This is a genomic window from Flavobacterium sp. EDS (assembly GCF_020991525.1).
GTDB lineage: Bacteria > Bacteroidota > Bacteroidia > Flavobacteriales > Flavobacteriaceae > Flavobacterium.
This window is the reverse complement of sequence record NZ_JAJMOZ010000007.1, coordinates 142,412-167,474: the sequence shown is the minus strand read 5'-3', so window position 1 is coordinate 167,474 and position 25,063 is coordinate 142,412. Positions and strand designations below refer to the sequence as shown.

The 25,063-nt window shown below is 33.1% G+C and carries 24 protein-coding genes; 17 read left to right on the top strand and 7 right to left on the bottom strand.

The annotated features are described in order from the left end of the window. The first annotated feature begins 114 nt into the window (after nt 1-114). The 4 genes from leuS (at nt 115) to LPB87_RS12110 (ending at nt 5,304) form a co-directional block, all read left to right on the top strand. Nucleotides 115-3,018 carry a leucine--tRNA ligase gene (gene leuS / locus LPB87_RS12125; RefSeq protein WP_230728068.1) on the top strand — a complete coding sequence of 968 codons (2,904 nt, stop codon included), beginning with the start codon at nt 115-117 and terminating at the stop codon, nt 3,016-3,018. Nucleotides 3,019-3,396: 378 nt separating this feature from the next. Further along, a complete protein-coding gene (locus LPB87_RS12120) occupies nt 3,397-4,248 on the top strand; it encodes an alpha/beta hydrolase (protein WP_230728067.1) in 852 nt (283 codons plus the stop codon). Continuing rightward, a complete protein-coding gene (locus LPB87_RS12115; protein WP_230728066.1) occupies nt 4,248-4,718 on the top strand; it encodes an RNA polymerase sigma factor in 471 nt (156 codons plus the stop codon). The genes LPB87_RS12120 and LPB87_RS12115 overlap by 1 nt, the downstream gene beginning before the upstream one ends. Continuing rightward, nucleotides 4,708-5,304, top strand: a complete 597-nt coding sequence (locus LPB87_RS12110; RefSeq protein WP_230728065.1) for a hypothetical protein — start codon at nt 4,708-4,710, stop codon at nt 5,302-5,304. The genes LPB87_RS12115 and LPB87_RS12110 overlap by 11 nt, the downstream gene beginning before the upstream one ends. Nucleotides 5,305-5,392: 88 nt before the next feature. Here LPB87_RS12110 and LPB87_RS12105 read toward each other — a convergent pair whose 3' ends face one another. Further along, nucleotides 5,393-5,797 carry an MmpS family transport accessory protein gene (locus LPB87_RS12105; RefSeq protein ID WP_129540646.1) on the bottom strand — a complete coding sequence of 135 codons (405 nt, stop codon included), beginning with the start codon at nt 5,795-5,797 and terminating at the stop codon, nt 5,393-5,395. A gap of 168 nt (nt 5,798-5,965) precedes the next feature. Here LPB87_RS12105 and LPB87_RS12100 point away from each other — a divergent pair, with 168 nt between their 5' ends. From LPB87_RS12100 to rpoN, 7 genes are all read left to right on the top strand, one after another. After that, nucleotides 5,966-7,978, top strand: coding sequence for a sensor histidine kinase (locus LPB87_RS12100; protein ID WP_230728064.1), 2,013 nt, complete (start codon nt 5,966-5,968; stop codon nt 7,976-7,978). Continuing rightward, the gene (locus LPB87_RS12095) at nt 7,971-8,606 is read left to right on the top strand and encodes a response regulator transcription factor (RefSeq protein ID WP_230728063.1); all 636 of its coding nucleotides are present in this window, start codon (nt 7,971-7,973) and stop codon (nt 8,604-8,606) included. Before LPB87_RS12100 ends, LPB87_RS12095 begins: the two co-directional genes overlap by 8 nt. Before the next feature lie 96 nt (nt 8,607-8,702). Continuing rightward, entirely contained in the window at nt 8,703-9,389 is a 687-nt protein-coding gene (locus LPB87_RS12090; protein WP_207209608.1) for a zinc metallopeptidase, read from the top strand. A 276-nt stretch (nt 9,390-9,665) separates the two neighbouring features. Next, nucleotides 9,666-10,799 (top strand): SPFH domain-containing protein, encoded by a 1,134-nt coding sequence (locus LPB87_RS12085; RefSeq protein ID WP_129540642.1) that lies wholly within the window; start codon nt 9,666-9,668, stop codon nt 10,797-10,799. Nucleotides 10,800-10,808: 9 nt separating this feature from the next. Continuing rightward, nucleotides 10,809-11,870: a hypothetical protein gene (locus LPB87_RS12080; RefSeq protein ID WP_230728062.1), complete on the top strand. Its 1,062-nt coding sequence runs from the start codon at nt 10,809-10,811 to the stop codon at nt 11,868-11,870. Nucleotides 11,871-12,198: 328 nt separating this feature from the next. Continuing rightward, nucleotides 12,199-13,647 carry an asparagine--tRNA ligase gene (asnS, locus tag LPB87_RS12075; protein ID WP_129540639.1) on the top strand — a complete coding sequence of 483 codons (1,449 nt, stop codon included), beginning with the start codon at nt 12,199-12,201 and terminating at the stop codon, nt 13,645-13,647. 92 nt (nt 13,648-13,739) lie between these two features. Next, complete coding sequence (gene rpoN, locus LPB87_RS12070) at nt 13,740-15,203, top strand: RNA polymerase factor sigma-54 (protein ID WP_129540638.1); 1,464 nt, start codon at nt 13,740-13,742, stop codon at nt 15,201-15,203. 73 nt (nt 15,204-15,276) lie between these two features. On the opposite strand, the gene LPB87_RS12065 is transcribed toward rpoN, so the two are convergent. Next, complete coding sequence (locus LPB87_RS12065) at nt 15,277-15,714, bottom strand: hypothetical protein (RefSeq protein ID WP_230728061.1); 438 nt, start codon at nt 15,712-15,714, stop codon at nt 15,277-15,279. Between the two features lie 49 nt (nt 15,715-15,763). After that, nucleotides 15,764-16,354: a thymidine kinase gene (locus LPB87_RS12060; protein ID WP_039115440.1), complete on the bottom strand. Its 591-nt coding sequence runs from the start codon at nt 16,352-16,354 to the stop codon at nt 15,764-15,766. Nucleotides 16,355-16,598: 244 nt separating this feature from the next. Between LPB87_RS12060 and LPB87_RS12055 the strand changes: the two genes are divergently transcribed. The 6 genes from LPB87_RS12055 to LPB87_RS12030 all read left to right on the top strand — a co-directional run bounded on the left by LPB87_RS12055 (nt 16,599) and on the right by LPB87_RS12030 (nt 22,715). Further along, nucleotides 16,599-17,624 carry a hypothetical protein gene (locus LPB87_RS12055; RefSeq protein WP_230728060.1) on the top strand — a complete coding sequence of 342 codons (1,026 nt, stop codon included), beginning with the start codon at nt 16,599-16,601 and terminating at the stop codon, nt 17,622-17,624. Between the two features lie 112 nt (nt 17,625-17,736). Continuing rightward, nucleotides 17,737-18,471 (top strand): 16S rRNA (cytidine(1402)-2'-O)-methyltransferase, encoded by a 735-nt coding sequence (rsmI, locus tag LPB87_RS12050; RefSeq protein ID WP_129540635.1) that lies wholly within the window; start codon nt 17,737-17,739, stop codon nt 18,469-18,471. A gap of 120 nt (nt 18,472-18,591) precedes the next feature. Next, nucleotides 18,592-18,936, top strand: coding sequence for a HopJ type III effector protein (locus LPB87_RS12045; RefSeq protein WP_230728059.1), 345 nt, complete (start codon nt 18,592-18,594; stop codon nt 18,934-18,936). A gap of 251 nt (nt 18,937-19,187) precedes the next feature. Beyond that, nucleotides 19,188-20,876, top strand: a complete 1,689-nt coding sequence (recJ, locus tag LPB87_RS12040; RefSeq protein ID WP_230728058.1) for a single-stranded-DNA-specific exonuclease RecJ — start codon at nt 19,188-19,190, stop codon at nt 20,874-20,876. Nucleotide 20,877: 1 nt separating this feature from the next. Then, complete coding sequence (locus LPB87_RS12035) at nt 20,878-22,155, top strand: MFS transporter (protein WP_230728057.1); 1,278 nt, start codon at nt 20,878-20,880, stop codon at nt 22,153-22,155. Between the two features lie 203 nt (nt 22,156-22,358). Beyond that, nucleotides 22,359-22,715 (top strand): hypothetical protein, encoded by a 357-nt coding sequence (locus LPB87_RS12030; RefSeq protein WP_230728056.1) that lies wholly within the window; start codon nt 22,359-22,361, stop codon nt 22,713-22,715. Nucleotides 22,716-22,829: 114 nt separating this feature from the next. Here LPB87_RS12030 and LPB87_RS12025 read toward each other — a convergent pair whose 3' ends face one another. Genes LPB87_RS12025 through LPB87_RS12010 form a run of 4 tightly spaced genes read right to left on the bottom strand, consistent with a single transcriptional unit; the run spans nt 22,830 to nt 25,038 of the window. Beyond that, the gene (locus LPB87_RS12025; protein WP_230728055.1) at nt 22,830-23,588 is read right to left on the bottom strand and encodes a UDP-2,3-diacylglucosamine diphosphatase; all 759 of its coding nucleotides are present in this window, start codon (nt 23,586-23,588) and stop codon (nt 22,830-22,832) included. Between the two features lie 15 nt (nt 23,589-23,603). Beyond that, nucleotides 23,604-24,056, bottom strand: a complete 453-nt coding sequence (locus LPB87_RS12020; RefSeq protein ID WP_129540628.1) for a 6-carboxytetrahydropterin synthase — start codon at nt 24,054-24,056, stop codon at nt 23,604-23,606. A gap of 32 nt (nt 24,057-24,088) precedes the next feature. After that, nucleotides 24,089-24,265, bottom strand: coding sequence for a hypothetical protein (locus LPB87_RS12015; protein WP_164998741.1), 177 nt, complete (start codon nt 24,263-24,265; stop codon nt 24,089-24,091). Between the two features lie 5 nt (nt 24,266-24,270). Further along, on the bottom strand, nt 24,271-25,038 hold the full coding sequence (locus tag LPB87_RS12010) for an enoyl-CoA hydratase/isomerase family protein (RefSeq protein WP_129540627.1): 768 nt from the start codon (nt 25,036-25,038) through the stop codon (nt 24,271-24,273). Nucleotides 25,039-25,063 lie beyond the last annotated feature (25 nt).

Genomic DNA, 25,063 nt, shown 5'->3' with positions numbered 1-25,063 from the left:
TTATTATTATTGTGACTGAACCTTTGAATCTCCGTCACTTTAAACCTTTGAACCATAAAAATGACTTGAGTAAGCGAAAGCACGACTCCATTAAAAACAAAATTAAAGTAGGGAATGAAATACAATCCGATTGAAATAGACGCCAAATGGCAAAAATATTGGGCAGACAATAAAACTTTTGCAGCCGAAAACAACTCCGAAAAACCAAAACATTATGTACTCGATATGTTTCCTTATCCATCTGGAGCAGGATTACACGTTGGTCATCCGCTAGGTTATATTGCTTCTGATGTGTATTCTCGTTTTAAAAGACATCAAGGGTTTAATGTTTTGCATCCAATGGGCTATGATAGCTTCGGATTGCCTGCTGAACAATATGCTATACAAACTGGTCAACGTCCTGAAGACACTACTCGTGTAAACATTGATGGTGGTGTAGATAAAGAAGGAAAGCAAATTGCTGGATACAGAAAACAATTAGATAAAATAGGATTCTCATTTGATTGGGATAGAGAAGTTCGTACTTCAAATCCTGATTATTACAAGCATACACAATGGATTTTTATTCAATTGTTTAATTCTTGGTACAATAAAGATTCAGATAAAGCCGAAGACATTTCGACTTTGATTTCTATTTTCGAAAAAGAAGGAAATGCAACTGTAAATGCAGTTTGCGATGATAATATTGTAGGATTTTCGTCAAGCGAATGGACAGCATTTTCGTCTGATGAGCAACAAAAAATCTTATTACAATACAGATTAACTTATTTAGCAGAAACCGAAGTAAACTGGTGTCCTGGTTTAGGAACTGTTTTGGCAAATGACGAAATCGTAAACGGTGTTTCTGAGCGTGGTGGCTATCCTGTAATCCGTAAAAAGATGACACAATGGAGCATGCGCATTTCTGCTTATGCTGAACGTTTGTTACAAGGCCTTAACGATATCGACTGGAGCGAAAGCATCAAAGAAAGTCAACGTAACTGGATTGGAAAATCAGTTGGAGCATTAGTTAAGTTCCCAGTTTTAAGCAACAGTTCGCAAACTGAAGCACCTTTAAACCTGAAACCTGAAACTAACAATATCGAAGTATTTACGACTCGTCCTGATACTATTTTTGGGGTTACGTTTATGACATTGGCTCCTGAACATCCTTTGGTTGCTGAGATTACAACTCCAGAACAAAAAGCAGCTATTGAAGCCTATATCGAAAAAACAGCGAAACGTTCTGAACGTGAGCGTATGGCCGATGTAAAAACCATTTCTGGTGTATTTACTGGTGCTTATGCTGAACACCCTTTTACAAAAGAACCAATTCCGGTTTGGATTGGCGATTATGTTTTGGCAGGATATGGAACAGGTGCAGTAATGGCGGTTCCTTGTGGAGACGAAAGAGATTATGCTTTTGCAAATTTCTTTAAAGGTCAAAACGGAATGCCAGAAATCAAAAATATTTTTGCAAATGTTGACATTTCTGAAACAGCTTATGGCTCGAAAGACAATGTAGAAATTGCAAATTCTGATTTCTTAAACGGATTAAGTTATAAAGAAGCAACTCAATTAGCAATTGCTGAATTAGAAAAAATAAATCAAGGAACAGGAAAAACCAATTATCGTTTGCGTGATGCAGTATTCTCACGTCAGCGTTATTGGGGAGAGCCTTTCCCAGTATATTATGTAAATGGGTTGCCACAAATGATTGCAGCGCAACATTTACCAATTATTTTGCCTGAAGTAGAAAAATATTTACCGACCGAAGATGGATTGCCTCCTTTAGGAAATGCAGCTGTTTGGGCTTGGGATACTAAAACGAATACAGTTGTAAATACTGATTTAGTCGATAATGTATCGATTTTCCCTCTTGAACTAAACACTATGCCAGGTTGGGCAGGAAGTTCTTGGTACTGGATGCGTTATATGGATGCGCATAACGAAAACGAATTTGCAAGCAAAGAAGCTATAGCATACTGGGAAAGTGTCGATTTGTATATTGGAGGAAGCGAGCACGCAACCGGACATTTATTGTATTCTCGTTTTTGGAACAAATTCCTAAAAGACAAAGGTTTTGCTCCAACGGAAGAACCATTCAAAAAACTGATCAATCAGGGAATGATTTTGGGAACCACTGCTTATGTTTATAGACTTGAAGGAACGAACACTTTTGTATCTAAAAACAAAATTGAAGGCCAAAACGTACAACCAATTCGTGTTGACGTTCATTTCGTGAACTCTTCTGATGAATTGGATATTGAAAAATTCAAAGCTTGGAGAGAAGATTTTAATACTGCCGAATTTATTTTTGATGAAAATGGTAAATATATTGTAGGGCGTGAAGTCGAAAAAATGTCGAAATCATATTACAATGTAGTTACACCAGATGATATTTGTAATGAATATGGTGCTGATACATTACGTTTATACGAAATGTTCTTAGGGCCGTTAGAGCAAGCTAAACCTTGGAATACTGCTGGAATTTCGGGAGTATTTGGTTTCTTGAAAAAACTATGTCGTTTGTATTTTGATGATAATGGTTTAATTATTACTAATGACGAACCAACAAAAGACAACTTAAAATCGTTACATAAAACCATTAAAAAAGTGGTAGAAGATGTGGAGAGTTTCTCTTTTAACACTTCTGTTTCTCAGTTTATGATTTGTGTAAACGAATTGTCTACACAAAACTGTCATTCTCGTGCTATACTTGAGCCTTTGGCAATTGTAATTTCGCCTTATGCACCGCATATTGCGGAAGAATTATGGTCATTATTAGGTCATACAACATCTATTGCAACTGTTGCGTTCCCTACTTTTGAACCTAAGTATTTAGTAGAAAGCAGCAAAGAATACCCAGTTTCGTTTAACGGAAAAATGCGTTTCACTATCGAATTGCCTTTGGATTTAACCAAGGAACAAATTGAAGAAATCATTATGAAAGACGAAAGAACATTAAAACAATTGGATGGTAAAACACCTAACAAAGTAATTATTGTTCCTGGAAAAATCATCAACCTTGTAGGATAAGAATTTTTCTTTTTAATATCTAAAATCCAAATTCCAACTTTTGTTGGGGTTTGGATTTTTTTTGCACCTAGTTTGTCCTCCTGAGCGAAGTCAAAGGATCTCCACAATAAATTCTACAAGAAAATCATCAATTTTTACCCACGTATTATTGTAGAGACGCACCGCAATCCGTCTTACCTGTACATTTTTTAGGAAACGATCATGCATGCGAAGACACACTGCGGCGTACCTCTACTTACCCGTCCCTACAGGCTCAACTAACTGATATACAAAAACTAAACAACAATTAATCAAAAATATTTTTAACATTTGTAACATTTTAATAGCTCTTGTATCTAAAAATCGAATTCTATCATTTAACAACTTAAAACTATTAAAATGAAAAAGTATATCTTCTTGGCTATTATCCTTTTATTTTCAGCATTGTGTTTAAATGTATTCGGACAAACAAAATCGGCTCCGTTTGAAATTACCAAAACTGGAAAAGGAAAACAATCTATAATCTTCTTACCTGGTTTTGCAAGTTCTGGAGACGTATGGAATGAAACAAAATCTAACTTCGAAAAAGATTTTACCTGTTATGTTTTTACAATGGCTGGTTTTGCAGGAGTAAAACCTCAACCAAATGCTTCTTTTTTAAATTGGGAAACAGCAATCGCTAATTACATAAAAATAAACAAAATCGAAAAACCAATTATAGTAGGTCATAGCATGGGTGGTGGACTCGCATTAGCTCTCGCTGCCGACTATCCTGAATTAATCGGAAAAATTGTAGTTGTTGATGCTCTTCCTAGTCTATCAGCTCTCATGGAACCCTCTTTTAAAACAAAGGAGAATAATGATTGTACTCCAATTGTAAACCAAATGACAACAATGTCTGACGAACAATTTTCTGAAAATCAAAAAAAATATCTCCCAAGACTTTTAGAAGATGTTACTAAACAAGATTTATTACTTAGTTGGAGCGTTAAGTCCGATAGAAAAACATTTGCCGAAATGTTTTGTGATTTCTCCAACATTGATTTAAGAGATAAAATCGCAACCATAAAGTGCCCTTCTCTTATATTACTTGAAGCTTATTTTACAAACATGAAACCTACTATTGAAGCGCAATATAAAAACTTAAAAACAGCCAATCTACAATATGCTAACAAAGGGTTACATTTTATTATGTATGATGATAAAGACTGGTATTTAGCTCAACTATCCAACTTTATAAAATCGAAATAATGGAGTTTGAAGAATTATACAAATCCTATTGGCAAAAGATATTTAGGTTGTGCATGGGTTACGTAAATGATTATGACATTGCGCAAGATATAGCTCAGGAAACTTTTATTATTGTCTGGCAAAAGCTTCACACCTTTAGAAATGAAGCTAGTATTGGGACATGGATTTTTAAGATTGCTTCTAATAATTGTTTGAGACAAATAGAAAAAGGAAAACGCTTTCCTAAATCTGAGCTTCCTGTACATATTACTGAAGAAAAAGAATATTCGCTGGAACCACAAATTCAGTTTTTATACAAATGCATTGCCGAGCTACCCGAAACCGACCGTATTATTATCTCGCTCGAACTAGAAGATGTAAAACAAGCCGAAATAGCCAAAATCGTAGGGCTTTCGGAAGCAAATATAAGAGTGAAAATTCATAGAATTAAAGAAAAACTAACTCTAAAATTTAAAGAAAATGGACAATAATATAGACTTTAAAGATTTATGGAAAAAACAAACCGTAAGTCAGCCCAATATAGACGAGCTACTTTCTAAACTAAAACAATTTAAAAGAGGAAGTTTAACGAAAATGATTCTAACAAACATCTTACTTATTGCTACGAGTGTATTTATAATTTTTATTTGGTATCATTATCAGCCTGAATATATTTCGACCAAAATCGGAATCATTTTAACTGTTCTGGCAATGGCAATGTATTTATTTGTTTACAATAAACTGGCTTCATTTTATAAAACTATAGACAGCAACCAGAGTAATAATGAATACCTACATAAATTAATTTCGATTAAAACGAAACAACAGTTTTTACAATCGACCATTTTAAGTTTGTATTTTATCTTACTTGGTGCAGGGTTGTGCTTGTATATGTACGAATATGCATTAAAAATGCCGCCGTTTTGGGGGATTTTCACCTATGTAATAATGTTAGCCTGGATAGGATTTGTATGGTTTTATTTAAGACCTAAAGAAATCAAAAAACAAGAAACCAAAATAAATAGCCTGATTTCTAAATTTGAAGAAATAAATAATCAACTAAATACAAACTTGTAATACTCTATAAAAACAAACATCAATTGGGCAAAAAAAGAGGTCTGTAAAATTACAGACCTTCCTTTTTCATTTACAAAATATTCTTAGGTTATCTTGGAAAAATATACGTTTTTGTATGTACTACAATAATTCCGTCGCTATTTGCAGTTCCTGTTAATTCAGAAACAACTTTTCCTCCAACATAAATTTTAGCAGTAACAGTTTGCCCAGCAACACCTCCGAGTCCACTTGTGTGTACTAAAGCTCCATCGCTGTCTGCATTTGCAGTAAATTCTTTTACCCAAGGTAATCCTGCGATATCCTCAATAAGTGGCGCACCACTTTTCTCCATATAAGTCACATCAAGTTCTCCTGTAAAATTTCCTGTTATTTCATATTTTACATCTCTTGATTTATTGACTGGTTCTGATTCGTTATCGCTGTCGCTGCTGCAAGATACTGCTGTAAAAGCAAGAGTCAATACAATCGCTAGAGTTTTCATAATTGATTTCATAATTAAATTCTTTTTAATAATTAATATTGGTTTCGAACAAAATTACATGCTTATTGAAAAGAGGTCAATACCTGACAAAATGCATTTTAGATTACCTGATATCAGGTAAAAAAACAAAAAATATTTTGATAAAAATTTAATTTTAATAAATTTGATAAAATACATTTTATGTCCAAAATCGGCTTTTATTTAATCCTTATATTTTTCTCAACTACCACTTACTCACAAGTAATCCTCTCCTTAGAGGATCATTCAGGTTATATTGACAGCATTGCCAAAGTCACTAAAAATATAAAGTCAGATAGCTTAAAAAGCCTTTATAGTTTTAGATTATCAAAACTATATTTGATTGTTCAGGATGTTGAAAAATCTAAAAAATATCTCGCTCAAGCAAATAGACTCAAAACTAAATTTCCATACCTAAATGACTTATCAATCTATTATAACTCCTTTAGCTTTATGGATAAAGGTGATACAGATGGATTTGAAAAAACACTTCTTGAGGCTAACAAAAAGCTTAAAAAATATAATAACACTGAGGCTTACAGATTTCGCGCTAGCATTCTACACAATTACGGAATCCTTCAGCAACGAAAAAACAATGAAAAAGGCTACATGAAACTGATGGTAAATGAAGCCATTCCTATTGCAAAAAAAAGTCGTGATTACGAACTTATAAGCAGTTTATATAAAGCAGTTGCTATTATTTTTATGAATACTGGTGAACGTGAAAAAGCAAATGAATATTTAAGTGAAGCTCAAAATTATATCGAAAGGGCATTAAAGAAAACACCAACACTTGCAGAGTCAAAAATGGAGACCTACATCATAAATGCTGAAAATCTCGTTGAGCTCAAACATTTTTATGATGCCAAAAAAGTATTAGACAAAGCTTTTTCTACCTTAAAACATTTTCCAGAATCTAATTTAAACGATTTCTACTTTTATTCTGAAGGATTATATTATGCAAAACAAAATAAAAATTCTAATGCTTTAGAAAGTTACAAAAAGGGAATGAAATCTGCTGAAAAGCATCAAAATCTCATCGCTCTAAACCGATTAAAATTTGCAGAATATCAAGTTCTTTTTAAATTAAAAAACTATTTGAAAGCTAAAAATAATTTAGATTATCTTATAAAAAATACCCCCTTTATTCTAGATAAAAAGAATTATTATAATGAATTAGCTAAAGTATATAACGCTATAAGCGAATATGATAAAGCTTATTTCTATTCTAACAAATACAATACTATAAATGATAGCATAAATAATACAAATTTCCAAAATGAAATTGTAGCACTTGAAGCAAAATATAAAAAGGCAGAAAGCGAGAGAAAAATCAATATACTGCTGTCTCAAAATGAGAAGGCTATTTTAATGGTAAATAATACACGTTTAAACACAATTCTATTTGGAGTACTTTCCTTTCTCTTGTTCCTTAGTGTATTATTTCTGTGGATTTTTAACAAAAACCAAAAGAAATTAAGTGCCCAAAAAGAAATTAATTTAAAACAGGATTTGATAGCTTTTGAAAATCGTCATAAACTTTCGGTTTCTAAAGCTTTGATTCAAGGAGAAGAGATTGAACGAAAAAGAATTGCCAGAGATTTACACGATGGGCTAGGAAGTATGCTCTCTGGATTAAAAATTCATCTGAATCTTGCTAAAAAAGAAAAAGGCGAAATTATAAACGGAGTAGATACTTTGCTAGATAATTCTATTAAAGAACTTCGCAACATATCACAGAATTTAATGCCTGAAAGCTTATTAGAATTAAGCTTAGAACATGCTTTGAAAGATTTATGTGCTGCAAATTCAAATACCACTACTAAAATTGAATTTCAATATCTAATAAAAAAATCAAAACTGCCTAAAAACTACGAAATCATGATTTACAGGATTATTCAAGAACTACTAAATAATGCATCAAAATATGCAAATGCATCCCGAGTCTTGGTTTCTTGTTCTCAAAACCAAGATGTTTTCTTTATAACTGTAGAGGACAATGGTATTGGTTTTGCTATTTTAGACACGAAAAACAAAACCGGTATGGGGTTAAAAAACATTAAGAATCGGGTAGAATTTTTAAATGGAAAACTGGAAATTGAAAGTAAAATAAATCAAGGAACTTCTACTTATATTGAATTGAATGTTATAAATGAAAATCAAGAAGATGAGTAAAAAATATAAAATGGTGATTGTAGATGATCATCCAATTGTAATTTCTGGGATTTCTGGATTGTTGTCTGATTTAGATACTGTCGAAATTATCGAAAAAATGCAATCTGGAGTTACACTATTAGATTACATCATGAATAATAAAGTAGATTTAATTTTAATGGATATTTTCCTGCCTGTTATGACCGGCATTGATTTATGTAAAAAGATTAAACAAAAATATCCACAAATTATAATCATTGGTATGAGTAGTCAATCTGAAAGAAGTCTGGTAATGCAGTTTATCAGAAACGGAGGAAATGGATATATTCTAAAAAGTGCTTCTTTCGAAGAGTTTAAACGTTGCATTTATAAAGCTATCGATGGCGAAATCGTATTTAGTGATGATGTAAAAACAATTATTAGTCAGCCACTATCCGAAGATTTAGAATACATTCCTAGTCTCAGCCGTAGAGAAAAAGATATTGTTATGTTACTCTCCAAAGGCAAATCAACTCAGGAAATTGCCGATGAATTATTCTTAAGTTTCTTAACTGTTCAAACACATAGACGAAATATTCTGCAAAAATATAAAATGAAAAATGTTGCTGAATTAATGACACATCTCCTTAAGAACAACCTTTTAAACTAAACAAAATTTAAAATGACAAAATGACATTTTTTTAATTTGGTTCAGAAATTGCTATTTATCTCATAACTTTAAACAATAAACTAAAAAACAAAAGATATGGGAATGAGTTATTTAATTCTTGCTGGAGCAATTATGCTATTTAGCTGGTTAGTTAGTTCAAGACTGAAAAGCAAATTCGAACTATACTCCAAATTGCAATTACAAAACGGAATGACGGGTGCTGAGATTGCCGAAAAAATGCTTGCGGATAATGGTATCCGTGATGTGAGAGTTATTTCGACACCGGGTCAGTTAACAGATCACTATAATCCAGTAGATAAAACAGTAAACCTAAGTGAAGCTGTTTACAACCAACGCAATGCGGCGGCGGCGGCTGTTGCTGCACACGAATGCGGACATGCTGTACAACATGCAGTAGGTTATGAATGGTTAACAATGCGTTCTAAATTAGTGCCAATTGTAAGCGTTGCTTCAAGTTATATGCAATGGATTTTGCTTGCAGGTATTTTAATGCTTAAAACTTTTCCACAATTATTATTAATTGGGATTATCATTTTTGCTGCAACAACTATATTTTCGATTGTGACTTTGCCTGTAGAATATGATGCGAGTAATCGTGCTCTTGCTTGGTTAGAAAGTAAACGAATGCTGACACAACAAGAACAAGCTGGTGCAAAAGATGCTCTAAAATGGGCTGCCAGAACTTATGTAGTAGCTGCGATTGGATCAATTGCTACTTTATTATATTATGTCTCAATATATATGGGAGGAAGAAGAAATTAATGAGAAAATGTTCCAATTAGAAAATGAGATAATTAACAACCCTGATAGATTTAAATTTCTATCGGGGTTTATTTTTTTATCCTGCAAGGTTTCTTTTAACCTTGTAGGATTTGTACATTTTCTAATTATCTCATTTATCTCATTTACTAATTTAACTCATTTTAAAAGAAATAAAACCTAACGAATAAGACTACCTAAAAGATTGAAATAAATATTTTTTCTTAAAACAAAATGCAAATTATTCATACATTTGATTATAATTTTAACTAAATTAAAATGGGAATATTTGAAAAATTAAGAAATGAGTTTCTAGATATAATTGAATTTATAGACAACAGCAACAACACTCTTGTTTACAGATTCGAAAGATATCAGAATGAAATAAAAAACAATAGTAAGCTTATCGTTAGAGAAGGACAGCAAGCCATCTTTATGAATGAAGGTAAGATTGCTGATATTTTCAATGCTGGAACTTACACCTTAAACACCCAAAACTTACCTATTTTATCTACTTTAAAGGGTTGGAAATACGATTTCAATAGTCCTTTTAAAGCTGAAGTTTATTTTATAAATACACGAAATTTTATCGATCAAAAATGGGGAACTAAAAATCCTTTAATTTTAAATGATGACCGTTTTGGAATGCTTGAAATTAGAGCTTTTGGAACTTATACTTTTAAAATTGTCGATGCTCAAAAATTTATAAAAGAAATTGTTGGTACCGACGGACATTTTACTACCGAAGAGATTAACGAACAATTAAAAAGTATTATAGTATCTCGTTTTACCGATGCTATCGGCGAAGCTAAGCTACCTATAGAATCATACGTAGGTAATACCAACGAACTTTCGGCTACCATCTTTGCTATCATGAAAGATGATTTTGCTACCTACGGAATTGAGCTTAGCAAATTCTTACTAGAAAACACCTCTATGCCAGAGGATGTTAAAAAAGAAATTTTCGAATTAAGTCGTCTTAACAAGATTGACATGAAAAAGTTTACGCAGTATAAAACAGCTCAATCTATCGAGAAAGCTGCCGAAAATCCATCTGGAATAGCAGGAACCGCTTTTAGTTTTGGAACTGGCATGAACATGGCAAGGCAAATGATGCAATCTTTTGAAGAACCATTTCAAACAACATCTTTTTCCTCTTTTTCAAGCCATCAGATACCTCCTCAAACACCTCCACCATTACCAACAACAGGAACAACATATTTTGTTGCTATTAATAATGCACAAGCTGGACCCTTTAACGAAAGTCAACTTTTGCCTTTAATCGAAAAAGGACAACTGCTAGCAGATACTTTAGTATGGAATCAAGGAATGACGGGATGGCAAAAAGCATCGAGTGTTTCTGAGCTACAAAATTTATTTTCTCAAACTCCTCCTCCTCTACCTAACATCTAATTTTATAAAATGGAAAACGCCGAAATTAAAAACGAAACACTAAAAGCTTTCGACTGTTCAAATTGTGGAGCTGGATTAAAATATAAACCTGGTACAACAACTTTAATATGCGAATATTGCAATACCAAAAACATTATTCCACAAGAACAAACTATTATCGAGGAAAATGATTTCGTAACCTATCTTGAAAAATTAGAGTCAGAAAATTCAGTTGTTGAAGAAACACTACAATGCAAAAGTTGTGGCGCAGCTTCAACAATAAATATAAATTCAAAATCTTCTGATTGTCCATATTGTAACACTCCATTAATAGATGCTAGCACAAAAGAAGACCGCACCATTAAGCCTCAATATTTATTACCTTTTAAAATAGATAAGCAAAAGGCAGCCCTATTGGGTTATAATTGGGCAAAAGACACTTGGTTTACCAAACAAATCCAATCTTCTTCTATAGATTTATCTGGAGTTTATGTTCCTCATTGGACATTTGACGTACAAACCAATTCTAATTATAACGTAGAAAGAAAACAAGTAAATGGCAACAATACTTATCTTCAATCTATGTCAGGTAATCTTTCTCTATTTTTTGACGACATCGTTGTTCCTGCATCTGGAACTGTTGACACTAATTTATTAGCAAAAGTAGGTCCTTGGATCACAAAGAATCTCGTTAATACCAACGACCAGTACCTAAGTGACTACATTGTTGAAAAACACAAACTCGGTTTAAAACAAGGGTTTTATGTGGGCAAAAAGGCAATCGACGAGACAATTAGCAAGCAAATCAATTCTCAAGTAGGCTCAGGCAGCAATACAAAGGTTAAGTCTATACAAAGCCAATACAACAACATAAAATTCAAACATATTTTGTTGCCTCTTTATGTAGCTACCTATGAATATAAAGGTCAGAAAAATATCTTTTACATTAATGGTAATACTGGAGCAGTAGCAGGCGTAAGACCAAAAAGTCCTATCAACGTATTTTTAAAAAAAGTTGCAATAGTTATCTTCATAATTGTAGGCATTCTTCTATTATTAGTTTTTTTACTAGCATGGTTGGGTGCCAGTTAATTAGACAATGTATCAATAAGACAATTAACCCCGATAAATTAAAAATCTATCGGGGTTTTATTTTTACTATATCATTCAATTAAACATCTAACAAATCCTAAAACCTGTCAGAAAACAATATAGTATCGTATAAGATAAATAAAAAACCTTGCATGATTCATGCATTTTCTAATTTTCTAATTGACAGATTATCTCATTTTCAAATGGGCCAAATACCAAATTGATACATTTACTAATTACGATTGACTCCTTATGGCATTTACAAACATTTCGATTATATTTGCAATTCGATTGAAAGACAATTTTTAATATCAATTCTAAAATTAAAATGAGACACACAAAAGTTAAAGACTTATTAAACAGTACTACGACGCTTCAGGAAGTTAATGCAAAAGGATGGGTAAGAACTTTTAGAAATAATCAGTTCATTGCTCTTAATGACGGCTCTACCATTAATAATATACAATGTGTTGTTGATTTTGAAAATACACCAGATGAAACTTTAAAGAGAGTCACTACCGGTGCCGCTATTTCGGTAACTGGAACTTTGATAGAAAGTAAAGGTGCTGGTCAGAATGTTGAAATCCAAGTTACAAAACTAGAAATATTAGGAGATTCAGATGCTGAAAAATTCCCGATACAGCCAAAAAACAAACCAAGCTTAGACTTTTTACGTGAAAATGCGCATTTGCGTGTACGTACAAACATGTTTGGAGCAATAATGCGTGTTCGTTCCGTATTATCATATGCAGTACATAGCTATTTTCAAGAAAAAGGATTTGTATATGTAAACACACCAATCATCACTGGTTCAGATGCTGAAGGCGCTGGAGAAATGTTTAAAGTTACCGCTTTACCTTTTGACAACCCTCCGAGAACAGAAGATGGAAAGATCAATTACAAAGAAGATTTCTTCGAAAAAGAAACAAACTTAACCGTTTCTGGACAATTAGAAGGTGAAACTTATGCAATGGCTTTAGGTCAAATTTATACTTTTGGACCTACTTTTAGAGCAGAAAATTCAAATACTTCTCGCCATTTGGCTGAGTTTTGGATGATTGAGCCTGAAGTTGCTTTTAATGATTTGGATGACAATATGGATTTGGCTGAAGATTTTATTCAGTACGTAATTAAATATGCGTTAGACAAATGTCCGGATGATTTGAAATTTTTAGAGACTAGATTACTAGACGAAGAGAAATCAAAACCTCAGGCAGAAAGAAGCGAAATGGCCTTATTAGAAAAATTAAACTTCGTATTAGAAAACAATTTCAAACGTGTTTCTTACACTGAAGCAATTGATATTTTAAGAGAGTCAACTCCAAATAAAAAGAAAAAATTCCAATATATCATTAACGAATGGGGAGCTGATTTACAATCAGAACACGAACGTTACTTAGTTGAAAAACACTTTAAATGTCCTGTAATCTTATTTGATTACCCAGCAAACATTAAAGCATTTTACATGCGTTTGAATGACAACACTGAACCAGGAAGAGAAACAGTTCGTGCAATGGATATCCTTTTCCCTGGAATTGGAGAAATCGTAGGTGGTTCTGAAAGAGAAGAACGTTATGATGTTTTAATTGAAAAAATGAAAGCTCTAGAAATTGACGAAGAAGAATTATCATGGTACTTAGATACTAGAAGATTTGGATCGGCAACTCACTCAGGTTTTGGTTTAGGCTTTGAGCGTTTGGTATTGTTTGTAACAGGAATGACAAACATACGTGACGTAATTCCTTTCCCAAGAACTCCTGGAAATGCAGAATTTTAAAAAAAAATAAAGTTTAAAAAAATGTTTCAAGTTTCAGGTTTCAGGTTTGTACAACTTGAAACTTGAAACTTTGAACTTTCAAACAAAAATAAATGCTAAAGCAATTTTTAAATTTAAAATTATCTCAAAAATTATCTCCTCAGCAAATTCAGCTGATGAAGTTAATTCAATTGCCTACGCAAGCATTTGAACAGCGTTTATTAGAAGAAATGAACGAAAACCCAGCTTTAGAAGCCGGAAAAGAAGAAGAGTACGAAGCAGATGAATTTGCGAATGAAGAATACGATGATTATGATGACGCAGAGTCTGACAGAATCGAAGCAGACGATATTAACATTGATGAATATTTAAGCGACGACGATACTCCAGATTATAAAACTCAAGCCAATAACTATAGTGATGATGATCAAGAGCGTGAAACTCCATTCGCATCACCAGTTAGTTTTCATCAAGATTTAATCAATCAGTTAAATACTTTTATATTAAGCGATGAAGAGCGTGAAATAGCTGAGTTCTTAGTAGGAAGCATCGATGATATGGGATACATACGAAGAAGTATTCCTGATATTGTAGATGATATGGCTTTTACGCAAGGTATTTATACCGATGAAGCAACGGTTGAAAAAATGCTACATGTAATACACGAACTAGAACCTTCAGGAGTTGGCGCACGTGATTTACAGGAATGCTTATTACTACAATTAAAACACAGAACTCCAACAGAATATGTAGAATTGGCAATCGATATTATCGAGAATCAATTTGATGCTTTCACCAAAAAGCATTACGACAAACTGTTACAAAAATACAATGTTTCGAATGAACAGCTTAAAAAAGCAGTTCATGAAATAGAACGATTGAACCCAAAGCCAGGAGGCGCATTTACAGGAAATAATAAAGTTACTGAAAATGTAGTTCCCGATTTTGCAATCCGCATTGTTGATGGCGAACTTGAATTAACCTTAAACGGAAGAAACGCCCCATCACTACACGTTTCCAAAGATTATCAGGAAATGATGCAGACCTATAAAGATTCTCGAGATAAATCGACAGCGCAAAAAGATGCAGTACAATTTATAAAACAGAAACTGGATTCAGCTAAATGGTTTATAGATGCTATTCGCCAACGTCAGGAAACATTATATGTAACCATGAATGCGATCATGCATTATCAGGAAGAATATTTCCTAGATGGTGATGAAACCAAACTAAAACCAATGATTCTTAAGGATATTGCCGATATGGTTGGATTAGATATTTCGACTATTTCACGTGTTGCAAATAGCAAATATGTAGAAACTCCTTATGGAACGAAACTGATAAAAGAATTCTTCTCAGAAGCGATGAAAAACGATCAGGGTGAAGATGTTTCGACTTTGGAAATCAAGAAAATTTTACAAAATACAATTGAAGAAGAAGATAAAAGGAAACCGCTTCCAGATGATCAACTTGCTGAAATTCTAAAGGAAAAAGGATACCCTATCGCCCGAAGAACTATTGCAAAATACCGTGAACAACTTGATATTCCTGTAGCAAGAATGCGTAAGAAAATGTAATTCTTTATATTTTAAAATATAAAAACCCGACAAGTTCAAGAACCTGTCGGGTTTTATTTTATATAAGAATTATTTATTTATACTGACTTGGAAGAACTGTAACCTTAAACAAAAATGCTTTCTTTTTGTCATTATAGCTATAAACCAATGTAAAATCATTTTCCCTAAAAACTTCAAGCCCTGAATTTGCTTTGGCTGTACTCAACAAGCTCTTTTCAATTTCTTCATGTATAACAGCAACATCTGCAGTTTCTTTTTCTACATTTAGTAATGTTAGATTATATTGAACAACTTTATCTTCATGCAGACTCACACTATCTAAACGAATTCCTTCTTGAATTGTTAAAGGACAATTTTTATTATACTTCCCTACCAATTCTTTCACTTCCGTTTTTACCTCATCAGCACTTTCATAAAAATAAAATTGAAAGAAGCCCACCAAAACAAGTGCAACACCAATTGTAATTATTAACCAAATATTCTGTTTTCTTTTACTCTCTTTTTCTTGCATTGCTTCTTTTAGTTTAAAATATTATTCAGAATACCAGAAAAACAACAACCTATTTTTCCTGATTTTTTTTCATTGCATTGTAATATGCCGCACGGCTTAATGGCTCATACTCTTCAGTTTCACCAAGCATAACCAATTTATCATTATCTGTCTTACGAAAACTATAATTAGCAAGATTTCCTGTTCTTGTACAAACTGCGTGTACTTTGGTCACATATTCGGCTGTTGCCATAAGTCCTGGCATTGGACCAAACGGATTGCCTTTAAAATCCATATCTAATCCTGCAACAATTACACGAATTCCTTGATTAGCAAGATCATTACATACTGTAATAATTTCGTCGTCAAAAAACTGAGCTTCATCAATCCCGATAACATCACAGCCTTGTGCAAGAATAGCAATATTAGCGGCTGCAGGGACTGGTGTTGAACGAATTTCGTTTGCATCATGCGACACAACCATTTCGTCATGATAGCGGGTATCAATAGCGGGTTTAAAAATTTCGACTTTTTGTTTGGCAAATTGAGCACGTTTTAATCTGCGGATTAGCTCTTCGGTTTTACCCGAAAACATTGACCCACAAATAACTTCAATCCAACCAAACTGTTCTTTGTGATTTACTGTATTTTCGAGAAACATTTTGTATTTTTCTACCTTTAAAAATGAATAGTTTTCATTACTTTGTACAAGTAATAAATCAACATAAAAATTCAATACTTTTTACGTTTTTCAAAAGTAGAAAATTTTTATCAAATCGAAGATTCAAGAGCACTTATTTAAATAAATAAAAAGAATATTGCACAATGTTTCTTTCATTTTTTGATTTCACTCAAAAGAATACACATTAATAAATATGCCTAACACATTATAATTTTCAAACGTTATGAAAAAAAAATTGGAAGCCGATTTAATCAGCATTGCACATCGAATTTTAAAACTTAAAAACAAGTCCGATATCAATCAATTATATCTTGAAACGCAGAAATTATATGAAAAATTAGCCGTTTTAAAGTTTATTGATGAAAATTTTGAAGAGACTAAACCAACTATTGGTCGTGGTCAAATAAATGCTACAATTGAAACTGCATTTGAAAAGGAAGAAGTAAAAACTATTGTAATTGAAGAACCAATTGCAAAAGAAAAAATCATTGTAAACGAAGAAGAAGCTGTTATCGAAGAAATTCCTGAACCAATTGTAGATGAAGTAATCGAAAGCAAGACAGAAGAAATTATCGAAGAAGAGGTTATTGCAGAAATCCCAGAATCTACAGAAGAGATCCCTGAGCCATTTTTAAAAGAAGTAATCGAAAGTAAAACGGAAGAAATTATTGAAGAAGTAGTTGCAGAAACTCCTGAACCAATAACCATAGAAGAATCTATTAAAGAAGAAAAAATTGAGGAAGTAGCAACTCCAATTGCAAATTTTACTCCTTCATTTGATTTCACTCCAGAAGTAAAAGAAGAAACTCCAGAAAAATCAGATGTAGTTCATATTTCGTTCGAAGACATAATGGGTATCGATTATAGCAATGCACAATTTGTAAAAGTAGATAGTTTTGAAGCTGCATCTCCTGCTTCAACACCGCCAGCTCCAACAGAATTTAAAGAAAAAAAGAAAGAAGCAGCAACCACTGCCGTTTTAGAAGAATCTAAACCTGTTTCTTTAAACGAAAAACTTTCTAAGGGCTTTCATATTGACCTTAACGATCGTATTGCATTTACAAAACATCTTTTTGGAAACAGTCCTGAAGACTACAATCGTGTTTTAAACCAACTAATCACATTTGATAGTTTTGGTGAAGCCAATGAATTTCTTGAAAACATGGTAAAACCAGATTACAACAACTGGGAAGGAAAAGACGAATATGCAGAACGTTTCGTTGCTATTATCGAGAAAAAATTCTCATAAACACGAAAACACGAATTCCACAGATTTAAACTAATTTATTTTCGTGAAATTTTTAACATTCTAATCATTCGTGTTAATTCGTGCAATCTGTGTTTAAATATTTAAAAAAAATATGTCTAAATTATATATCGTTCCTACGCCTATTGGCAACCTAGAAGACATGACTTTTCGAGCCATTCGTATTCTTAAAGAAGTAGATTTAATTTTAGCCGAAGATACTCGTACAAGTGGTAAACTCTTAAAACATTTTGAGATAGGTACGCACATGCACAGTCATCATATGCATAACGAGCATAAGACTACCGAGAATTTAATCGCAAGATTAAAAGCAGGAGAAACCATTGCCTTGATTTCGGATGCAGGAACTCCAGCCATATCAGATCCTGGTTTTTTACTTACTCGTGCTTGTGTTGAAAATAAAATTGAGGTAGAATGTTTACCAGGTGCAACAGCTTTTGTTCCAGCACTTGTAAATAGCGGATTACCAAATGACAAGTTTGTTTTTGAAGGTTTCCTGCCTGATAAAAAAGGAAGACAAACCCGCTATTTAGTTCTTGCTGAGGAAACCCGAACGATGATTCTATATGTTTCTCCACATAAATTAGTAAAAACACTGGCTGAATTTATCACATATTTTGGCGAAGACAGACAGGTTTGCGTGTGCAGGGAATTATCAAAACTACATGAAGAAAATGTACGTGGAACCGCAAAAGAAGTATTAAACCATTTTGAAAAAACAGCACCACGCGGAGAAATTGTTGTAGTTGTTGCTGGAAAAACAATAATAAAAGAACCTAAGAAAAGTAAATTTTCTAAGGATGACAAAGAAGAAGACGAAGAAGATTAACACGATGTTAGTTCAAACACCATTTTGTCACATCGAGCGGAGTCGAGATGCAACAATTGGTTCTCGACTCCGCTCGAACTGACAATTAAGATCATTTTAAAGATATTAATAAAACATAATATGAGCATACAAGCCTTTTTAGAAAAACTAAAACAAACTCCAACCGAAATAACTTTTCCTGAAACTATTGCAGTAATCGAAGAGAATTACACATTTACTCCAACTGCTTTCCAAAATGGAACTCAACACAATGCTGCTGGCGAAAACTCAGGTTCTTGTAAATTATTTGCTTTCGCGAAATTGCAAAACCTTTCTCAAGAAGAAACTTTAGCTTGTTTTGGCGCTTATTACTTCGAAGAAGTTTTAGGAGATCCAAACGGAACCAGTCACCAAAACATTAGAAATTTCATCAACTTAGGTTGGGACGGAATTAAGTTTGAAGGAACTGCTTTGGAATTGAAATAAAATTACACATTCCCTTTTATCAGGTTGAGCGCAGTCGAAAACACTCTCATTAAACAAAGAATCTCGACTCCGTTCAATCATTCAGAATCTTTGACAAAGTTTTGAAATTTGACAAAATTAAAAGTAAATGTTCTTTGCCACAGATTTTACAGATTAAAAAATCATTCTAATCATTTTAATCTGTGGCATTAAAATACTAAAATCAATCCCGTCCCGAAGTTTCGGGATCGGGACTAAAATCTGAAATCTAAATGCGCTGGACATTAAAAGAAAAACCATCGGAAGATAAAATCAACCATTTAGCACAAGCACTAAATGTAGAAAATTTTGTTGCGACACTTTTAATTCAACGTGGCATTGAAACTTTCGATGATGCTAAAAATTTCTTTCGCCCATCATTAGAACATCTCCACGATCCCTATCTGATGAAAGATATGGACAAGGCAGTTTCCCGAATAGAGGAAGCAATCGCTAATCAGGAAAACATCCTCGTTTTTGGAGATTATGATGTCGATGGTACAACTGCTGTTTCCTTGGTTTCTTCTTATTTAAAATCATATTATCCAAATGTAGCAACCTATATTCCGGACCGCTATGCAGAAGGCTATGGAGTTTCATTTATGGGAATTGATTTTGCCGATGACAATGGATTTTCACTGATTATTGCGCTAGATTGTGGTATAAAATCTATTGACCATGTCGCTTACGCAAAAGAACGAAATATCGATTTCATTATTTGTGATCACCACCGCCCAGGAGATACCCTTCCTGATGCAGTTGCTGTTTTAGACCCAAAAAGAGAAGATTGTTTTTATCCTTATGATGAGTTATGTGGTTGCGGTGTAGGTTTTAAATTAATTCAGGCTTTAGGGACAAACCGCAATGAAACTATTGATGATTTATTTCCTTACTTAGATCTAGTTGCAACTGCTATTGCAGCAGATATTGTTCCTATGACAGGCGAAAATAGAGTTTTGGCTTATTATGGCTTACAGGTTATTAATAGCAATCCAAGACCTGGAATAAAAGCGTTAGTTCACCAAGTAAAGAAAAAATCACTCGACATTACCGATGTCGTTTTTATCATAGCTCCTCGTATTAATGCTGCTGGCCGTATTAAACATGGCAACCATGCTGTAGAATTGTTGACTGAATTCAATTTTGAACAAGCCCAACAATTTGCATCAGAAATAGAAAAATACAATGCAGATCGTAAAGATCTTGACAAACAAATTACTAAAGAAGCCTTTCAACAAATAGAAAAAAATCAAGAACAGAACCGATTTTCAACTGTAGTTTTTCAGGAGGATTGGCACAAAGGTGTTATAGGTATTGTAGCCTCACGATTAATAGAAACCTATTACCGACCAACACTTGTTTTTACAAAAAGTGGTGATAAATATGCTGCTTCTGCTCGTTCTGTAAAAGGATTTGATGTATACAACGCTCTAGATGCCTGTGCTGAACATTTGGAACAATTTGGAGGACATATGTACGCGGCTGGAATGACTTTGAAAGAAGAAAATTATCCAACATTTAAAGAAGCCTTTGAAAAACAGGTAGAAAAAACAATTCTACCCGAAATGTTAACTCCGGAAATAGAAATTGATGCCGAGATTAATTTTACAGATATTACTCCAAAGTTAATTCGGATTTTAAAACAATTTGAACCTTTTGGCCCTCTTAATATGACCCCTGTTTTTATGACAAAAAACATAAAAGATACAGGTTATGCAAAAGCGATGGGGGCAGATGAAGACCATCTTAAGCTCTTTGTAAAACAAAACAACTCCGAAGGAATTTCGGCAATAGGATTCGGTTTAGGAAAAAAACTAGATCTTACAACTCATCAAAAACCATTTCAAGCCACTTATTGCATCTCAGAAAATGAATGGAACGGTACTATATCTACACAATTAATGTTAAAAGACATTCAGTAAGATGACAGATAAAATCAAAAAAAATGACCCGTACGCTGCGTTGCGCTATAGAGAGTTTAATGTTTTTTTAGTATTGCGTTTTGCCATGGTTTTTGCCTGGTCTATGCAATTTATCGTTATCGAATGGGAAGTATATAGCTTAACCAAAAATCCACTTTCGTTAGGAATCATTGGTTTAATGGAAGTAATTCCAGCTGTTTCAATGGCTCTATTTGCTGGTCATATTGTAGATCAAAATGAAAAAAAAGGGCTACTAGTTAAATGTATTTTAGGTTTTTCGGTTATTAGTTTTGGCTTATTTTTACTAACATGGCCAAAAATGGTAAGCAGTTTTTCTAAAGACGCCATTTTATATTCTATTTATTTTTTGGTTTTCTTAGGCGGATTAGTAAGAGCATTTTTAGGCCCAACTATTTTTTCTCTCTTATCTTTAATTGTACCTAAAAAATTATATCCTAATGCTGCTACCTGGAGCAGTTCAGTTTGGCAAGTAGGTTCTGTTTTGGGTCCAGCTATTGCAGGATTTTCAATTAACTATATTGGTGTTCATTGGTCTATGTGTTCTGTTTTTGCTTGTTCTCTTTTTGCGTTAATCGCACTATCACAAATTAGCAAAAAACCTATTTTAAATCCAAAAATTGGCGAGCCAGTTATAGAAAGTCTAAAAGAAGGAATCAGGTTTGTATTTAATAACAAAACGATATTAGGCGTATTATCTCTTGATATGGTGGCTGTTCTTTTTGGTGGAGCTGTTGCTTTATTACCAATATTTGCTCAAGACATTTTAAAAGTTGGTCCCGAAGGTTTCGGTATATTGCGGGCTGCTCCTGCAGTAGGCGCCTTTATTACTATGCTAATTTCTGCCTATGTTCCTTTGTATAAAAAAGCAGGAATGAAACTTTTAGCAGCAATTTTTGTTTTTGGATTATGCATAATTACGTTTGGTATATCTACTATTTTCTGGCTATCAGTTGCTGCTTTATTTTTAAGTGGTGTTGCCGATGGAATTTCAGTCGTTATACGTCAAACCATTCTGCAACTTAAAACTCCAGATCATATGCGTGGCCGTGTTGCTGCAGTAAACTCAATGTTTGTAGGCTCTTCTAATGAGCTAGGAGCTTTTGAAAGCGGTTTAACAGCAAGACTTATGGGAACAGTCACTTCGGTTGTTTTTGGTGGAAGTATGACACTCTTAACCGTTTTAGGCTTTGGCATAAAATCTCCAACTTTCAGAAATCTGGATTTACAAAAAGATATGGAAGACCATCAAAATATGTAGTAATAAAGAACATTGTTGGAAACCAAACTTTATAGCTATTAAAAACGGGTTTAAAACCTATTACTTTCAATTCAGTTAAAAGACACAAGCAACATAAGTTCATATAGATTAGCTATTCCATTAACAAAATTTAAGCTTTTTTATGATTTTTTTATTTAGAACAAATATAAATAATAATTATATTTGTTTTATAATTGATGATCATGAGAGAAATAGAACAAATATATCATAACGACTTCGGAATTTCTTTTTATTGGAAGAGCCATAATGAAACTCTATTTGATAAAATACAATTGATATTTAAAGAAACTGGATTTTACTTTTCTGTATCCGAATTAAAAGATTTTGATGATTTAATCGAAGACAGCTTAATGACAAATGCCTGTTGTGATGAGTGTGCCTTAAAAAATAAATGCCATAAATTTTTACTAAAGACTCCTTGCTCTCAAATAGACTTGGCTGTTTCTATGGACGAACTAAAAGCAATTGAAGATTTAGTAAAAGGCTCATTATTCAAAATTGAGCTAGAAGAATATGTCTATGGAGTTGGTTTAAACTAATATAACTCCCTTATTTTAAAATAATTAAAACAAGGGAGTTCATAACTTATATGGCTACCATTTTTGCTGTATCGTTAAATAAAATTGTGAACCTGGCTGTTTTTCTCTAACAGATTATTTTCCAAATTCTTTCAGTTCGAAAGTTTCACCATCAAAAACACCGTAGGTAAAATATCCAATCCAGTCACCAAGATTTACATAATTAGAATCTTGACCTACAGAAAGAATCATAGGTAAGTGGCGGTGGCCAAAAACAAAGTAATTATAATGTTTAGTTTCTAATTTACGCTTCGCATATAATACCAACCATTCATTTTCTTCTCCCAAAAACTTTACATCTTCGGCTCCAGAAATTAATTTGTTTTTTACTGATAAATATTGTGCTAATTTCACTCCAACATCAGGATGAAGCCATCTAAAAATCCATTTTGAGAATGGATTGGTAAAGACTTTTTTCATTCTTTTATACCCTTTATCTCCGGGGCCTTTTCCGTCTCCATGACCTATCAGAAATGTTTTTCCTCCAAAAGTAAATTCTTTATTATCATGATAAACAGGAATATTAAGTTCTGTTTCAAAATAATCATTCATCCATAAATCATGATTCCCTACAAAGAAATATACAGGAATTCCGCTATCACGAATTTCTGCTAATTTCCCCAAAACACGAATAAACCCTTTTGGAACTACTGTTTTATATTCAAACCAAAAATCAAATAGATCACCTAATAAAAAAATTGCCTCAGCATCTTTTTTTACCTCATCAAGCCACGCAACAAATTTTTGTTCTCTAGGAAAACTTAATTCGGGTGTAGGTGCTCCAAAATGTTGATCAGAAGCAAAATAAACTTTTTTATTATTGGGTAATTGCATGAAAATATATTACGATTACAAATTATCGCTTGCATACCATTCTGCAAATGACGATTCTGTTTCTTGAAGTTTTAAAGAGAAAAGAGAAATATTTGTTGGTAATCTTTTGATAATTCTTTCAGAAAAATCGACAACCATATTCTCACTTGTTGGCTGATAATCAACTAAAATCACATGGTGTCCACGATTTTTTAGTTCGTTTGCCAATTCAATATGTGGTGTTGTTTCATTAAAAACTGTAGCGTGATCAAACTGATCTACAATTTCTTCTTTTATAATCTTTTTTAGATCCGAAAAATCAATTACCATCCCATACTTTACGTTATTACGATCCGTAATTGGTGAACCAATAACTGTTACTGAGAGCTTATAACTATGTCCGTGAACATTTTTACATTTCCCATCATAACCATAAAGTGCGTGTCCTGTTTCGAAACTAAATTGTTTTGTAATTCTGATATTACTCATCGAGTTGTATTTTAGGTTGCAAATTTACTAAATTAAAAACCGTTTTGGTCTCTTTTTTTAGCTCGGTTATACATCCAGTACGCTACTCCAACCAAAATAACGAATGGAATAAACGAACCTATCACGACTCCTATTTGATAACTACTATCAGGAGCAGTCTTCATTTTCTCTGCAACATCTACTTGCTGAAGGGATAAAAAAACATTCATATTAATTATTTTTTAAATTGTAATAAAGCTGACTTTGTAAAATCAGACAAAACTAATTTTCCCGAAATCTGTGCACGTTCCAAAAGTAATGAACCCCAATGCTCAGTGCCTTGCCAAATAATTTTTTTCATTTCGCTTAGCGCTTCAGGATTATAACTTGCCAGTCTTAATGCAAAATGAGACAACTCTTCGTCCAACTCCACTTCGTTATCTAATACTTTTGCAAAAAGTCCTTTATGGTTTGCCCAAGTAGCCGATTTCCATTCATGGGCTGCAAGTGTCATCTCAGTCATAGCCGTTTTTCCAATCTTTTTAGAAACAGCAGGCTCAATAACAAATGGTCCAATTCCGATTGCCAGTTCTGATAGTTTTATTGCGCTTTCTTGTGTAGCAAATGCATAATCGCAAGCCGCGGCAATACCAACTCCTCCTCCAACAGATTTACCATGAATACGTCCGACAATTATTTTAGAACAATTTCTCATAGCATTGATAAGATGAGCAAACCCTGAGAAAAACTCAGCTCCTTGCTCCTCATTCTCAACTGCCAGAAGTTCATCAAAAGAAGCTCCTGCGCAAAAAGCACCATTTCCCTCGCTTCTTAAAATAACAACTGTAACAGCATCATTTTTACTCAAGTTGTCGATTTCAGCAGTTAATTTATTAAGCAAAGTTCTAGGAAAAGAATTACTTGCTGGATGATAAAACTCAACTGTTGCTATATTATTTTGAATTATGGTATGAAGTGAACCGTATTGATTTTCTGAGCTCATAAAAAATAGATTTGATTGTAAAGTT